The sequence below is a fragment of the Acholeplasma hippikon genome (assembly GCF_900660755.1).
Taxonomy (GTDB): domain Bacteria; phylum Bacillota_I; class Bacilli_A; order Acholeplasmatales; family Acholeplasmataceae; genus Acholeplasma; species Acholeplasma hippikon.
This window is the reverse complement of the sequence record NZ_LR215050.1, coordinates 1,282,605-1,298,480: the sequence shown is the minus strand read 5'-3', so window position 1 is coordinate 1,298,480 and position 15,876 is coordinate 1,282,605. Positions and strand designations below refer to the sequence as shown.

The window sequence follows — 15,876 nt, the reverse complement described above, 5'->3', positions numbered from 1 at the left end:
GATTGCTAGTTTTTGTCCTTAATTTATTTCTTTTGTTTGTGCAAGCTCTAAATTTCTACGTTTAACGTCTTCAATTGTTAAGCCATGCTTAATAACCCAGCGGTTTCTAGGATGTAAACGACATGCATCACAACATGATCCCATATGCTTTTGTTCGCTTTCTTCTGAACAAATAATTTGTTCATTACAATCTGGGTTACCACAGTTAATATAACGTTCACAAGGTTCACCAGTGAAGTAGTCTTTACCCACCACAACATGTTCTACTTTGTTAATATCAACAGCGATTCTTTGGTCGAAGACATACATCTTACCATCCCAAAGTTGACCTTGAACTTCAGGGTCATTACCATATGTATGGATACCGCCATATAATTGACCAACATCTTCAAATCCTTCACGTTTTAACCAACCTGAGAATTTTTCACAACGTACGCCACCTGTACAGTAAGTTAAGATTTTCTTGCCTTCAAACTTTTCTTTATTTTGTTTAACCCATTGAGGTAATTCTCTAAAGTTTCTAATTTCAGGTTTGATAGCGCCTCTAAAGTGACCTAAATCATATTCATAATCATTACGTGCGTCAATGATAACTGTATTAGGATCTTGCATTGCTTCATACCATTCTTTAGCTGTTAAATGTTTACCAGTTAATTCAAGTGGGTTTAAATCTTCTTCTAATGAAAGGTTAACTAATTCTTTTTTTACTCTTACATGCATCTTTTTAAATGCGTGACCATCCACTGCATCAATCTTAAAGAAGATATTGTTGAATAGTGGGTGATTTTTCATATATTCAATATATTTATTTGTTTGTTCAACTGTTCCAGAAAGTGTACCGTTGATTCCCTCTTTAGCAATTAAGATACGACCTAATACACCAATTTCTTTACAAAACTTTAGATGTTCTTCTACAGTTTTTTCCGGGTTTTCAATTGTTACATATTTATAGAAAAGTAATACTCTATATTCTAAATTTTCCATTTAAATCATTCCTTTAAATTTAATCTGCATTTCATTATATATGATATTCATATATTTTCAATTAACTTGCACCCGTGGACACATATTTAACAATTATTAGCACTCTATACTTGACAGTGCCAATTTCTAGGCATATAATATTGTTGTATAAAAAAGGGAGGGATGAAAATATGCAATTCAATCCTATGGAAGATTACTCAAAAGATCCAGATATTTTGAATAAGTTTGGTAGAAATATTGTTGAGGCTGTCAAGAAAGGGAAAATTGATCCAGTCATTGGTAGAGAAGATGAAATTAGACGTATCATTAAAATACTTTCTCGTAAGACCAAAAACAACCCTGTTTTAATTGGTGAACCGGGTGTTGGTAAAACTGCAATTGTTGAAGGTCTTGCTAGAAGAATTGTTGATAAAGACGTTCCACTTACACTACAAAATAAAATAATTTACGAATTAGACTTAGCAGCACTTGTTGCTGGTGCTAAATTCCGTGGTGAATTTGAAGAAAGACTTAAAGCAGTATTAAATAAGATTAAAGAAGCTGATGGTGAAATCATTCTATTCATCGATGAATTACACACAATCGTTGGTGCCGGTCGAGCTGATGGTGCAATGGATGCATCAAATATGCTAAAACCAATGCTTGCGCGTGGTGAACTACATTGTATTGGGGCAACCACATTAAATGAATATCGCGAATATATTGAAAAGGATGCGGCATTAGAGCGTAGATTCCAAAAAATATTAGTTGAGGAACCAACTGTTGAAGATTCTATCTCCATTTTACGTGGTTTAAAAGATCGTTTTGAAGCACACCATGGTGTTCACATCTCAGATAGTGCCATTGTTGCTGCTGCTACTTTATCAAATCGTTATATTACTTCTCGCTTCTTACCCGATAAAGCAATCGACTTAGTTGATGAAGCTTGTGCTTCTATTCGTATGGAAATTGACTCTATGCCAGTTGAATTAGATGACGTCTTACGCCGTTTAATGCAACTAGAGATTGAAAAGAGTGCCTTAAGTAAAGAGTCTGATTTAATCTCAAAAGAACGTTTAACTAAGATTAATGATGAAATTAATTCACTAAAAGCCAGGGAACAAAAACTTAGAAGTCAATGGGAAAAAGAAAAATCACATCTAACTGAAATCAAAAAGAAAAAAGAAACTTTAGAAAAATTAAAATTAGAATTATCTACTGCTTACAATAGTGGGGATTATTCTAAAGCTGCTGAACTTCAATACGCAAAAATTCCACAACTTGAAAAAGAAATTAATGAAAAAGCTTTAGAAAATGATGAGAATAAACTCTTAAGTGAAGTTGTAACTGCTGAAAATATTGCTGAAATTGTTTCTAAATGGACACACATTCCAGTATCTAAACTTGTTAGTGGAGATAAAGAAAAATTAAAGAACTTAGAATCTACTTTACATAAACGTGTCATTGGTCAAGATCATGCATTAAAATTAATCAGTGACGCTATTATCCGCCAACGTGCAGGTATAAAAGATGAAAATAAACCAATTGGTTCATTCTTATTCTTAGGTCCTACCGGTGTTGGTAAAACAGAGGTTGCTAAATCACTGGCTGACTTATTATTTGATGATGAAAGTCATATGGTAAGAATTGATATGTCTGAGTATATGGAGTCTCATAGTGTCTCTCGTTTAATTGGTGCTCCTCCAGGATATGTTGGATATGATCAAGGTGGACAATTAACTGAAGCAATTAGAAGAAAACCTTATGCTATTGTTTTATTTGATGAAATTGAAAAAGCACATCCTGAAGTATTTAACGTACTTCTTCAAGTCTTAGATGATGGACGTCTTACGGATGGACAAGGTCGAACCATTGACTTTAAGAATACTGTTATCATCATGACTTCGAATATTGGTTCTGAATTCTTATTATCTGGTGATCCAGATGCATATAAGAAAGTTGATGAACTTGTCAAAAAATCATTCAAACCTGAATTTTTAAATAGAATCGATGAAATTATCACATTCAATGCCTTAGGCTTTAAAGTTCAAGTTGAAATTGCTCGTAAGATGTTAAATGAATTATCTACAAGACTTCTACAACAAAACTTACATATCAATTTCGGCGATGATGTCCTTAAGTATGTGATAAAGAATGGATTTAATGAACAATATGGTGCTAGACCATTAAAACGTTATATCCAAAGAAATATTGAAACATTCATTGCTAACCAAATTATTCAAGAAACTGTTGAACCTCATTTATCATATGATGTTTATGTTGAAAATGAATCTGAATTAAAGATTAAACATACAAATATTTAAAAGTAAAAAACTCATTCAGTATCTAACTGAGTGAGTTTTTATTTTTTATATTTATTTACGAATCCAAATTGCTTCAAAGTATAATTTGATTGGTTGATCGATATAAATATTAAAATTATATGATTTATATTCCCATTCTTTAAATTGATAAATATTACTTGTAATCTTAAATTCACTAGGTTCTATGTCTGTGGTTACACGCGTACCATCAATTATTGTATTCGGACTTGTAGTTATCGGTGTTTCATATCCAATATCATAGATGAATATGATTTCATATCCTGCATCCTTAAATTGATTGATTGCCTCTTCATAATGATTTAAGTCTAAAAGTTCTAACCCAAATATTAAAGTTGATATTTTTTTAGCATCTTTGTAATTATTTAACTCATTAAATATTTTTCTTGCTTCATCATAATTTTTGTCGTAAATATAAGATAAACCCTCTGAATATTTAATTTCTTTTTTAACATAGAACTCATTAAAGATTATAGGCACACTTATAAATAACACAATAACTAACGTACTTACTGTTACAACTATTTTTTTGTACTTATTAAATTTCTTCTTTTTTATTAATTCATATTGTTCTATATATTTTTGACTATCCTTATATTCAAAAATAATTTTAAATAATTTTATAGATTTTACTTTATCAGCTTTAAATTCTGACTTAGACAGTTCTACAGCTTTTTGATATATTCTTTCTTTTTCTGCTATTATATTTTGAGTTTTAATTTCCTCAAGTAATGCTTTTCCATCTTTATAATTTTCTAAACTACTTAAAAAATAAATAGCTAGTCTTTTATCATTATCTTCGATTGCTTTTAAAACTTCTTGATACATTGCTTCTTCTAAAGAAATATCTAAATGTTCTTTCAATTTTAAAAGATATACTGGCGTATCTTTGTATGTAATATCTTTAGCAAAATACGCGTAAGCTTTTTGATAATCATTACTAAAATAAGCTGCTAATGCGATTTTATATCCATCAATTGCATTATCTTCTTGACTGACCTTTTGATTTTCTTTCATACTAATCATTGGTTTATTTTTTCTTCTATAAGATATGTAAATTAATACTCCACCAGTTAGCATGAAAATCAATGCTGGATAAATAATTGGATCTATTTTTCCTTTAACAACATAATTAGGTACTTTTTTAGATCCATAAGTATAAAGTGTAACCTTTGATGATGCAAAACTATCTACTTCTATCATATGAAAGAAGTAATCTAGATAATCATAATAGGCAAATACTTTTCCAAGCGATCCAAAACCATTGCGTGCATATACTAAATAATAAATCTTTTCTTCATCGTAATATGCTGCCTCTATGATTTCACCATTATACTTTAAGTTATCTCTAATCGCTTCGAGTCCAATTTTATAGTTTCTTTCAACTTTTGTTGGAATCATAAAAAGCAAAAGAAATACGCCAAAAAAATACACTTAATATCCCAAATAAGTTTAATTTATCTTTATTCAACATATAATCCCCTTAATTATTTTGTCTAACATAGTGTAGCATAATTAATAGTATTTATTAATGAAAAATAATTTTTACTCAATAAATGACTTTTTATGCTCAATTTAAAAGGAAAGCACCTCATTTTACTTGAGGTGCTTTTTTGGTTTCCATAAATCCTAGTGACATTAAAGTGATTGCTCCAGCTAATAATATTGGTAATAAAATACTAAATAAAATGGTTCCAGTTTTACCCTTTTTTGCAAAAGGTTTAAAATAAGCTAAATTATTTTCAATACCTTCTTCAAGTGTTAAATAAGTTTTTCCATTCATTTTAACTTCAGCTACATAACTGTAATTATCAACTTCGAATGTTGCATCCAAATGTTTTATGAGGACATTTGTTAATTCATCTTTTTCTTCTAAATCCGTAAAGAATCCATTTTGTGTTAGAATCTCTACATTTTTATTAATGATTGGAAAGTACAAGATATCATTGTTCCCAAAAATTAAAACAACATTGCCCTCTCCATATATTTCATATGAAACTACCGTTTCCTTCGTTTCTATATAAAGTGTTTTATCTGGTGTTTGTTCATAAATCAATTGACTCGGTTCATATATATTTTGAAACACCGTCATACCTAAAAAGACAATACCTGCCACAACAAGTACTAATATGCCGAAACGTACTTTCTTCATCCTTATCTCCTCATGCTAATTTTTTATTTTATGTAAAATAAATCCTTCTCTTAATCCTTGTATTCCAACACTAATTAAGTTAACCCCTAAATATTCACAAATTTCAATTATGATAACCAGTGATGGAATCATCGTATGAACACGTTCTGGAATGATTCTAACTAAGTTCAAATACTCTTTCTCATAATCGTATAAAATTCGGCTTAAAAGGGTTTTAACATCGTTTAGGCTAAATGCATCAATAGATTCATCAAAATACTCTATAATGAGTTTTTTAAGCGCTTTAAAGCTTCCACCTACACCATATAATAAATTAATTTCTTTATTTTGTTTCTTAATTTCTTTTAATGATAAGCGAATATGATTTTTTAACATCATTATTTCTGCTTCATTTGGAATAATATGTTTAATAAACTTTAAATATGCACTTAAAGAACCTAACTTTAAAGTAAAGTAATAATCTATTTTACCTTCATAAATAAAACTAACTTCTGTGGAACCTCCACCTAAATCAGCAATGAATCCTTGTTTGGTGTTAAACTCATTTAAGATTGCATATGCTCCATAAAATGCTTCTTCTTTTTCACTTAAGATAGTTATTTCTAACCCTAAATTATTTTTTAAAAAACTTAATACTTCATTTTTATTTTTAGCTTGTCTTAACGCTTCAGTTCCTAAAACATAAAAATAGTTTAATTTAAAATTAGTTGATTCAACACTCAATTTTCTTAGCGTTTTTAACAACAACTCTTTTCCTTCAATGGTGAGTTCATTATCCTTATTTATGTACGCAATTAAACCAACTGACTCTCTTCTGTTATAGATAATTTTTAATCGATCTTGAGTTTGTTTATAAATGACTAATCTTACTGAGTTTGAACCAAGGTCAATGACGCCATAGTTCATATCATTAGTCTCCTTATTCCTTATGTTTTTATTGTAGCATGCCAACATAAAATATTATCCAAATACGTATAAGAAATACTTTAGGAGTCATCTTGATTTGGTAATTTTTAATGAATCATTTAAAATATATTCAGAAGGCGTGGTGATTCTATGTATAAGGTAAATAATTTTAAAAGTAATAATTTAAATGAAACACTTAAACATGCATTAAAAACTAATGCTTTAAGCATATATAACGATAATGATGAACTTATTATTGATTTAAGAAATAACATACTTGATGTTTTATACAATAACCATTTATTTAAAGTTGATAAAGCAAATAAAAGATATGTTTACTTACCTATCAAGTATTATCCTAAGAGTTCAAAATCAATTGAGTTAGAATATCACACTGGTGCTTATAATTACTTATATTCAAAAGTGGGATTTAATACTTTAGAAGCTTTCATTAACTTAGATAATGCTACTTATACCCTTTCTGATAACAACACCAAATATAATGGCTATGTTTTATTCAATCATAAAACAGTTGATGAACTTGATGTGGGATTAACCATACGTCATGTAAACGATGAAGTTGTTGTACAACCTTTTTATTACTATATGGGTGGGTTAAAAGAAAAAGTGTTTTATTTAGATTCTATTGTTCTTTCAAAGTTTGAATTTCTTAATGAAAAAACCTTTAAGGGTACTGATAACTTTAAAGTATTTCTTACAACAACAAAAGATGGTTGGTATTTTAAAATTGATGTATTAAATAAAGATATAAGTTATGAGAAGTATATACGCATAGAAGAAAATATGCATCAAAAAGAGGGCAGATTCTTAGTCGGATCATCTTTAGTTCCTGTAAGTGATACCTTATGGGATCCATTATGTGCTGCATCGTTTAAAAATGTCAATTTTGAAGAGATTTTGTTAAATTCTAATACTTACCTCTACCCAACGTCAAAAGCCATGGAAAAAGGCTTTAGTCAAGGTTATCCTTTTGCAAGTTACAAACTAACTAATCACTCATTTATCTTTGAAACTCAATATGAATAAATAATTAAAAGAGCGTGGTTTCCATTTAAGGATACATGCTCTTTTTGTTAATCGTAATTAAGAAATAAAAAAAGGACTGTTAAGTCCTTGTTAATTATTAAATGGAGCGGGTGAGCGGAATCGAACCGCCGTCTTCAGCTTGGAAGGCTGAAGTAATAACCATTATACGACACCCGCAGAGAATGGTCGGGAAGACAGGATTTGAACCTGCGGCCCCCTGGTCCCAAACCAGGTGCTCCACCAAGCTGAGCTACTTCCCGAAATCTTGATTGCTTTTTAATTGTATCACTGTAAGTGGCGCTTGTCAATATATTAATGGCGCACCCAAGAGGATTTGAACCCCTAACCTTTTGATCCGTAGTCAAACGCTCTATCCAATTGAGCTATGGGTGCAAAATTAATGGTGACCCGTACGGGATTTGAACCCGTGAATGCATGCGTGAAAGGCATGTGAGTTAACCGTTTCTCCAACGGGCCACTTATTAGCGCATGTATAATTATATCAACTTATTATAAAATGTCAACAACTAAATTAACTTTTTTACAATTTTTTATCGATATAAAATTCTGTCCAATAGCTCATTTGCTGCAGCTTCATTTTTAAGCCTTACAATGAGATTATACACAAAATCAATTACTGTGCCAGCACTTCGTGCCGTTACTATATTACCACAAATTATAGACTTTTTGTCAACAAAATATAAAGAATTTTTTACTTCTTTTTCTGATCCTGGGTAAGCCGTAAATTCTTTTCCTTCTAAGAGTCCTAAGCGACCTAAAAAACGTGGGGCTGCACAAATCGCTCCAATCACTTTTTCGGCCTCATTAAACGCTAAAATTGCGTTTTTAATCACTTTTTCGTCATCAATGATGTGGTTTACATAGGGTCCACCTGGAATGAGTAAAAAATCGTAATTTTTAAAGTCTACTTCATCCATGTGAAGATCACAAATAACCTTTTGTTTGTATGAGGTTTCAACAATTAAATTGTGGTTAATTGTCGCAGAATCAATCTCAAATCCTGCTCTAACAAGTAGTGCACGTGTAGATAACGCTTCGTTATCCTCCATGCCATCGGAAAAGATAAATAAACCTTTCATTTATAATACCTCCAATATTTTTCTAACTTCCTCACTCAATATTTCATCAAATGAACTTTCTAATTTCACGTAATCATCAATTTGATTATTTGAACCAATTACATCACTAACAATTTTAAGAGAAATCACATTTTTATTAAATTTATACGCAACTTGGAAAATTGCTGCACCTTCCATATCCGCTACATATGGGTTATTATTTATTAAAGTTGTTGAAAATTTATCGCCCGTGAAAAGCGGAACAAATGTAAAGTTAGAGAACTTATTCTTTAGTAGTTCGAGAACTTTAAATTTTGCTGGATATTTAGGAACTTGACCTATCTCATAATTGAACACAGTTAAATCAAAATCATGATAACTTGCTTCACTGACTAAATAAGTAGCGTGTTTTTTAACATGCGCACCTCCAGCAATCCCTGGATTAATGATTAAATCAATATTAAATTTAGTGAGTGCATAAGCTGTTGCCATACTTGCATTGGTTTTACCAACACCTGAAATCATAACTAAAACTTCGTGATTTTGAATTCTTCCTTTGTAAATTTCAAAAGGTGTTTTTTCTACTAAATTTAAATTTTTAACTAAAGCACTTGCTTCGTCCATCATTGCGCATATAATTAATGTCATTTATTTTTTTTCTCCATAAATTGTTTTAACATACCAACAATTAATTCAACAGCTACACTATGACCATCATCATTTGGAATAATAATATCTGCGTAGCGTTTTGTTGGTTTTACAAATTGATAATGCATTGGTTTAACTGTTGATAAGTATTGTTCAATCACAGATTCTAAGCTGCGTCCACGAGATACCATATCACGTTTTAAACGACGAATGAATCTAATGTCATTGTCTGATTCAACAAAGATTTTTAAATCTGCTAAATCACGTAATTTTTTATCTGTTAATGCTAAGATACCTTCAACAATAATAACAGGTTTAGAATGTACAATTTCTACTTCTTTTGCACGTGTATAATTCTTATAGTCATATGTCGGTTTAGAAATACTTTTACCGGCTAGTAAATCTTTAATATGTTGGAAAAGCAATTGATTATCTAGCGCGTTTGGATGATCATAGTTAACTTTAATTCTTTCTTCCATTGTCATATGTGACTGATCATTATAGTAATCATCTTGGTTGATATCTAAAACATCATCTAGTCCTGCGTTTTTAATAATTGATTGAACAACTGTAGATTTTCCAGATGCAGATCCACCTGCTACAATAATTAAATATGGTTTATCCATTTGGCGCCTCACTCATTTTTTTTACTCTAATATTATATATCATAACATTGTATTTATTTAAGGATGTGGTAAATAATTTTTTATTTTCCCATAAAAAACAAAAAGAGTCCTAAGACTCTTCCAATTTTAAGAATGGCGCCCACCGCCTGGCTCGAACAGGCGACCCCCTGATTAACAGTCAGGTGCTCTAACCAACTGAGCTAGGTAGGCTTCAATGCTATTTATATTATATCATAATGAGATAATGCCTGGCAACGTCCTATTTTTGCTATTTGTATTAACTATCTTCGGCGCTGAGGTGCTTAACTTCTGTGTTCGGGATGGGAACAGGTGGATCCACCTCGCCATCGTCACCAGACATATACTCTCAAAACTAGATAAATGATTTTTCAGAAATGTTTATTTGTAAATTTAATTACTTAAGGTTAAGTCCTCGACCTATTAGTATCAGTAAGCTAAACACATCACTGTGCTTACACACCTGACCTATCAACCTTGTCGTCTTCAAGGGGTCTTACTAATTGGGAAATCTCATCTTAAGGTGGGCTTCACGCTTAGATGCTTTCAGCGTTTATCCCTTCCATACATAGCTACCCAACTGTGGCACTGGAATGCCAATTGGTGCACCAGAGGTATGTCCATCCCGGTCTTCTCATACTAAGGACAGCTCCCTTCAAATTTCCAACGCCCACGATAGATAGAGACCGAACTGTCTCACGACGTTCTGAACCCAGCTCGCGTGCCGCTTTAATGGGCGAACAGCCCAACCCTTGGAACCTACTCCAGCTCCAGGATGCGACGAGCCGACATCGAGGTGCCAAACCGCTTCGTCGCTGTGAACGCTTGGAAGCGATAAGCCTGTTATCCCCAGGGTAACTTTTATCCGTTGAGTCACGGCCCTTCCATTCGGTACCGTAAGATCACTATGTCCGACTTTCGTCCCTGCTCGACTTGTTTGTCTCGCAGTCAAGCTACCTTCTGCCATTGCACTCTATAGAACGATTTCCGACCGTTCTGAGGTAACCTTCGAGCGCCTCCGTTACTCTTTAGGAGGCGACCGCCCCAGTCAAACTGCCCACCAGACACTGTCCTCCCGGATCCACTCCGGCGAGTTAGAAACTAAGTGCACGAAGGGTAGTATCCCAACGACCGCTCCATCGATACTAGCGTACCAACTTCATAGCGTCCTACCTATCCTGTACATCTTACACCCAATTTCAATATCAAGTTACAGTGAAGCTCCATGGGGTCTTTTCGTCTAATCGCGGGTAGCCGGCGTTTTCACCGGCAGCTTGATTTCACCGAGTCTGTTGTTGAGACAGTGCCCAAATCGTTACGCTTTTCGTGCAGGACGGAACTTACCCGCCAAGGAATTTCGCTACCTTAGGACCGTTATAGTTACGGCCGCCGTTTACTGGGACTTCAATTCAATGCTTTAGGTTACCCCTGACATCTCCTCTTAATCTTCCAGCACCGGGCAAGCGTCACCCTCTATACTTCACCTTACGGTTTTGCAGAGAGCTGTGTTTTTGCTAAACAGTCGCTTGGGCCTTTTCTCTGCGACTTAATTTTTTCATTTAAGTCCCCCTTTTCCCTAAGTTACGGGGTCAATTTGCCGAGTTCCTTAACAACAGTTTTCTCGCGCGTCTTAATATATTCTACTCACCCACCTGTGTCGGTTTACGGTACGGGCAGTATAATGATTAACCCTAGAAGCTTTTCTAGAGAGTCTGAACTCGTACTCCATCAAGCCTCAGCCTTATGTGTCCCGGATTTGCCTAAGACACAGCCTCGTACTCTTTTCGCTCAATCCACTAAGAGCGGGAGCCTATCCTCCTCTGTCACTCCATCAGTCATTACACTGGTACTAGAATCTCTACTAGTTATCCATCGGCTACGCTTTTCAGCCTCACCTTAGGTCCCGACTTACCCAGGGCGGACGAACCTTCCCCTGGAAACCTTGGGTTTATGACGGACAGGATTCTCACCTGTCTTTTCGTTACTCACACCGGCATTCTCACTTCCCGCCGCTCCACATGTCCTTACGATCATGCTTCTCCGCAACGGGAACGCTCCCCTACCACTTAAAATATTCTTTACTTTAAATCCGCAGCTTCGGTAATATGCTTAGCCCCGGTACATTTTCGGCGCAGAGTCACTCGACCAGTGAGCTTTTACGCACTCTTTAAATGATGGCTGCTTCTAAGCCAACATCCTGGTTGTTTGTGCATCTCCACTTCCTTTTCCACTTAGCATATATTTTGGGACCTTATCTGGCGGTCTGGGCTCTTTCCCTTTTGACCACGAACCTTATCACCCGTAGTCTGACTGCTAGACGCATTTGCCGACATTCGTAGTTTGATTGTGTTCAGTACCCCGAGGTGGGGCCATCACACATTCAGTGCTCTACCTTCGACAAATCTTTTTTCTAACGCTATCCCTAAAGATATTTCGGGGAGAACCAGCTATCTCTGAGTTCGATTGGAATTTCTCCCCTAGCCACAAGTCATCCGAGCTGTTTTCAACCAACACCGGTTCGGTCCTCCATAAGGTACTACCCTTACTTCAACCTGCTCATGGCTAAATCACCCAGTTTCGGGTCTACATCACACAACTTAGTCGCCCTATTCAGACTCGCTTTCGCTTCGGCTCCGGACCTTCATCCTTAACCTTGCTATGTAACGTAACTCGCCGGTTCATTCTACAAAAGGCATGCCATCACCCATTAACGGGCTCTGACTATTTGTAAGCACACAGTTTCAGGTTCTCTTTCACTCCCCTCCCGGGGTTCTTTTCACCTTTCCATCACTGTACTGGTTCACTATCGGTCACCAAGTAGTATTTAGCCTTAGGAGATGGTCCTCCTATCTTCAAACGGGATTTCTCGTGTCCCGCCCTACTTTTTGATAACATGGATCATACCATTTCGATTACGGGGGTATCACCCTCTATGCCCGACCTTCCCAAGTCGTTCACCTATGATATGATTTTGTAACCTTAGTTATCTGGCTCCTCCGCGTTCGCTCGTCGCTACTGACAGAATCGTTTTTACTTTCTTTTCCTGCAGGTACGTGAGATATTTCAATTCCCTGCGTGTCGCTCAGTCTTACGACTGTACCATGTCTTCCACATGGTGGGTTCCCCCATTCGGACATCCGGGGATCGTCGCTTACTTACAGCTACTCCCGGCATTTCGGTGTTAGTTCCGTCCTTCATCGCCTCTTGGTGCCAAGGCATCCACTGCATGCCCTTTCTTCCTTAACCTTTTTTAATCATTTCTGACATCATTTATCTACTTTTCAAAGACTCAATTTGATACTTTTTTCTGAGAAACATAAGTCTCTCAAAACTGAATATGATGAACATGAAGAAATTGTTTAGCTTATGCTACTAAGCTATTTTTGCTTATTATTAGTAAGCCTTTCTCCTTAGAAAGGAGGTGATCCATCCCCACGTTCCCGTAGGGATACCTTGTTACGACTTAACCCCAATCATGAACCCTACCTTAGACGGCTCCCTCCCTTTCGGGTTAGGCCACCGGCTTTGGGTATTGTTCACTTTCGTGGTTTGACGGGCGGTGTGTACAAACCCCGAGAACGTATTCACCGCAGCATGCTGATCTGCGATTACTAGCGATTCCAACTTCATGAAGTCGAGTTGCAGACTTCAATCCGAACTGAGACAATTTTTATGAGATTCGCTCCAGGTCACCCTCTTGCTTCTCTTTGTATTTGCCATTGTATCACGTTTCTAGCCCAGGTCATAAGGGGCATGATGATTTGACGTCATCCCCACCTTCCTCCAGTTTATCACTGGCAGTCTCGCTAGAGTCCCCAACTTAATGATGGTAACTAGCAATAAGGGTTGCGCTCGTTGCGGGACTTAACCCAACATCTCACGACACGAGCTGACGACAACCGTGCACCACCTGTACATCTGTTAACCTCCGAACTTATTTCTAAGCCATTGCAGAGTATGTCAAGACCTGGTAAGGTTTTTCGCGTATCGACGAATTAAAGAACATGATCCACCGCTTGTGCGGGGTCCCGTCAATTCCTTTGAGTTTCATACTTGCGTACGTACTACTCAGGCGGAGTACTTAATGCGTTAGCTGCAGCACTGACCCTTAGGGCCAACACTTAGTACTCATCGTTTACGGCGTGGACTACCAGGGTATCTAATCCTGTTTGCTCCCCACGCTTTCGTGCATCAGCGTCAGTAAAGACCCAGTAAGCCGCCTTCGCCACTGGTGTTCCTCCATATATTTACGCATTTTACCGCTACACATGGAATTCCACTTACCTCTGTCTTACTCTAGCTAACCAGTTTTTCTAGCATCACAGCGTTGAGCACTGCACTTATACCAGAAACTTAATTAACAACCTACGCACCCTTTACGCCCAGTAAATCCGGATAACGCTTGCCCCCTATGTATTACCGCGGCTGCTGGCACATAGTTAGCCGGGGCTTATTCATCTGGTACCGTCAATTTGGTTATTTTTCTTCCCAGATAAAAGAACTTTACATTCCGAAGAACTTCTTCGTTCACGCGGCGTTGCTCGGTCAGGGTTTCCCCCATTGCCGAAAATTCCCTACTGCTGCCTCCCGTAGGAGTTTGGGCCGTTCTCAGTCCCAATGTGGCCGGTAGACCTCTCAGTCCGGCTACGCATCATCGTCTTGGTAGGCCTTTACCCCACCAACTAACTAATGCGCCGCAGACCCCTCCTTACTCGATAAATCTTTAAACATATTAAGATGCCTCAATATGTCCTATCCAGTATTAGCTCCAGTTTCCCGAAGTTATCCTCGAAGTAAGGGTAGGTTATCTACGTGTTACTCACCCGTTCGCCACTCCCTATATTGCTATAGAGCGTTCGACTTGCATGTATTAGGCACGCCGCCAGCGTTCATCCTGAGCCAGGATCAAACTCTCCATTAAATGTTTTTGTTTGATTTTAGCTCTTTATTTTTTTTAATTCATTGTTCATCATCATTCAGTTTTCAAAGACTTATTTGATTGCGCTGTCGTTTGACAGCCTAATCATTCTATCACTTATTTTCAGCCTTGTCAACTACTTTTTTAACTTTTTTAAAAAGTATTTTTTATAGTCTCGAATAGGTTATCTATAAGATAAGAATTGGATTTTTTTGTTTGTCGTTTTTGGCGACTTCTTTATTGTATAACAACTCAAATATTAAGTCAACATCTTTTTTAACTTTTTTTCAAGATTATTTAAAACCTTATTTAATCAGATTTTAATCAAATATTTTGGTATTTTTCTTAAGGTTTTTAAATAATATATTAAATCCTTAAATAAATTAATTTTGATTGTTTTTTTATGCAGTTTCTCATGCTATTTAAGTTCTTTATACGGCTATTTATATATAAAGGTTACTAGATCATCTTTGCTCATAAAAAAATGAGTCAAGTGAACTCAAATTTAATCTTAATGAACATCCTCTTTTATATAAATTAGTAAATTAAATTAAATGGTGGAGGCTGACGGGATCGAACCGCCGACCCTCTGCTTGTAAGGCAGATGCTCTCCCAGCTGAGCTAAGCCTCCATAATGGTTTAAAATCTTGCCTGGCAACGTCCTATTTTTGCTATTTGTATTAACTATCTTCGGCGCTATAGGTGCTTAACTTCTGTGTTCGGGATGGGAACAGGTGGATCCACCTCGCCATCATCACCAGACATTGATTTTAAAACCATATAAATGATAATACATTATATTACTTTTGTAAAGTACAATTTTTTAGTTTCTATACTTTTCCACATTAATTTAAAAATTCTTCTCTTTTATACTTCAGATTATCATTTTTAGCTATAAAAATAAAAAAACGAGTCCTAAGACTCTTCCAATTTTAAGAATGGCGCCCACCGCCTGGCTCGAACAGGCGACCCCCTGATTAACAGTCAGGTGCTCTAACCAACTGAGCTAGGTAGGCTTCAATGCTATTTATATTATATCATAATGAGATAATGCCTGGCAACGTCCTATTTTTGCTATTTGTATTAACTATCTTCGGCGCTGAGGTGCTTAACTTCTGTGTTCGGGATGGGAACAGGTGGATCCACCTCGCCATCGTCACCAGACATATACTCTCAA

At 35.7% G+C, this 15,876-nt stretch carries 8 protein-coding genes, 7 tRNA genes, 5 rRNA genes and 1 pseudogene; 2 read left to right on the top strand and 19 right to left on the bottom strand.

What is annotated here, in order from left to right; genetic code table 11:
• Window positions 1-18: 18 nt before the first annotated feature.
• Entirely contained in the window at window positions 19-984 is a 966-nt protein-coding gene (gene trhO / locus EXC59_RS06420; RefSeq protein ID WP_035368295.1) for an oxygen-dependent tRNA uridine(34) hydroxylase TrhO, read from the bottom strand.
• Between the two features lie 152 nt (window positions 985-1,136).
• Here trhO and EXC59_RS06415 point away from each other — a divergent pair.
• Window positions 1,137-3,287 (top strand): annotated as a pseudogene (locus EXC59_RS06415) (ATP-dependent Clp protease ATP-binding subunit); the annotation flags it as partial.
• 51 nt (window positions 3,288-3,338) lie between these two features.
• On the opposite strand, the gene EXC59_RS06410 reads toward EXC59_RS06415, so the two are convergent.
• From EXC59_RS06410 to EXC59_RS06400, 3 genes are all read right to left on the bottom strand, one after another.
• A complete protein-coding gene (locus EXC59_RS06410; protein WP_035368296.1) occupies window positions 3,339-4,706 on the bottom strand; it encodes a hypothetical protein in 1,368 nt (455 codons plus the stop codon).
• 190 nt (window positions 4,707-4,896) lie between these two features.
• The gene (locus EXC59_RS06405; RefSeq protein ID WP_162163879.1) at window positions 4,897-5,457 is read right to left on the bottom strand and encodes a hypothetical protein; all 561 of its coding nucleotides are present in this window, start codon (window positions 5,455-5,457) and stop codon (window positions 4,897-4,899) included.
• A gap of 15 nt (window positions 5,458-5,472) precedes the next feature.
• The gene (locus EXC59_RS06400) at window positions 5,473-6,363 is read right to left on the bottom strand and encodes a Ppx/GppA phosphatase family protein (RefSeq protein WP_035368299.1); all 891 of its coding nucleotides are present in this window, start codon (window positions 6,361-6,363) and stop codon (window positions 5,473-5,475) included.
• A gap of 150 nt (window positions 6,364-6,513) precedes the next feature.
• On the opposite strand from EXC59_RS06400, the gene EXC59_RS06395 reads away from it, so the two are divergent.
• The gene (locus tag EXC59_RS06395; protein ID WP_035368301.1) at window positions 6,514-7,410 is read left to right on the top strand and encodes a hypothetical protein; all 897 of its coding nucleotides are present in this window, start codon (window positions 6,514-6,516) and stop codon (window positions 7,408-7,410) included.
• 102 nt (window positions 7,411-7,512) lie between these two features.
• On the opposite strand, the gene EXC59_RS06390 is transcribed toward EXC59_RS06395, so the two are convergent.
• The 15 genes from EXC59_RS06390 to rrf (EXC59_RS06320) form a co-directional block, all read right to left on the bottom strand.
• Window positions 7,513-7,587: transfer RNA gene (locus tag EXC59_RS06390), tRNA-Gly, on the bottom strand.
• Window positions 7,588-7,593: 6 nt separating this feature from the next.
• Window positions 7,594-7,670 (bottom strand) — tRNA-Pro (locus EXC59_RS06385).
• Window positions 7,671-7,726: 56 nt separating this feature from the next.
• Window positions 7,727-7,803: transfer RNA gene (locus EXC59_RS06380), tRNA-Arg, on the bottom strand.
• Between the two features lie 8 nt (window positions 7,804-7,811).
• Window positions 7,812-7,887, bottom strand: a tRNA-Glu gene (locus EXC59_RS06375).
• A 74-nt stretch (window positions 7,888-7,961) separates the two neighbouring features.
• Window positions 7,962-8,510, bottom strand: coding sequence for a DJ-1/PfpI family protein (locus EXC59_RS06370; RefSeq protein WP_035368302.1), 549 nt, complete (start codon window positions 8,508-8,510; stop codon window positions 7,962-7,964).
• The gene (locus tag EXC59_RS06365) at window positions 8,511-9,137 is read right to left on the bottom strand and encodes a 5'-methylthioadenosine/S-adenosylhomocysteine nucleosidase family protein (RefSeq protein WP_051658924.1); all 627 of its coding nucleotides are present in this window, start codon (window positions 9,135-9,137) and stop codon (window positions 8,511-8,513) included. It abuts the gene before it with no gap.
• On the bottom strand, window positions 9,134-9,775 hold the full coding sequence (gene udk, locus EXC59_RS06360) for a uridine kinase (protein WP_345694208.1): 642 nt from the start codon (window positions 9,773-9,775) through the stop codon (window positions 9,134-9,136). Before udk ends, EXC59_RS06365 begins: the two co-directional genes overlap by 4 nt.
• Before the next feature lie 121 nt (window positions 9,776-9,896).
• Window positions 9,897-9,973, bottom strand: a tRNA-Asn gene (locus EXC59_RS06355).
• 36 nt (window positions 9,974-10,009) lie between these two features.
• Window positions 10,010-10,121: ribosomal RNA gene (gene rrf / locus EXC59_RS06350) — 5S ribosomal RNA — on the bottom strand.
• A 63-nt stretch (window positions 10,122-10,184) separates the two neighbouring features.
• A 23S ribosomal RNA gene (locus EXC59_RS06345) occupies window positions 10,185-13,027 on the bottom strand.
• A 168-nt stretch (window positions 13,028-13,195) separates the two neighbouring features.
• A 16S ribosomal RNA gene (locus tag EXC59_RS06340) occupies window positions 13,196-14,702 on the bottom strand.
• A 552-nt stretch (window positions 14,703-15,254) separates the two neighbouring features.
• Window positions 15,255-15,330: transfer RNA gene (locus EXC59_RS06335), tRNA-Val, on the bottom strand.
• Window positions 15,331-15,348: 18 nt separating this feature from the next.
• Window positions 15,349-15,461, bottom strand: a 5S ribosomal RNA gene (gene rrf, locus EXC59_RS06330).
• A gap of 177 nt (window positions 15,462-15,638) precedes the next feature.
• Window positions 15,639-15,715 (bottom strand) — tRNA-Asn (locus EXC59_RS06325).
• A gap of 36 nt (window positions 15,716-15,751) precedes the next feature.
• A 5S ribosomal RNA gene (rrf, locus tag EXC59_RS06320) occupies window positions 15,752-15,863 on the bottom strand.
• Together the 16S, 23S and 5S rRNA genes with 3 tRNA genes alongside form the textbook arrangement of a ribosomal RNA operon.
• Window positions 15,864-15,876 lie beyond the last annotated feature (13 nt).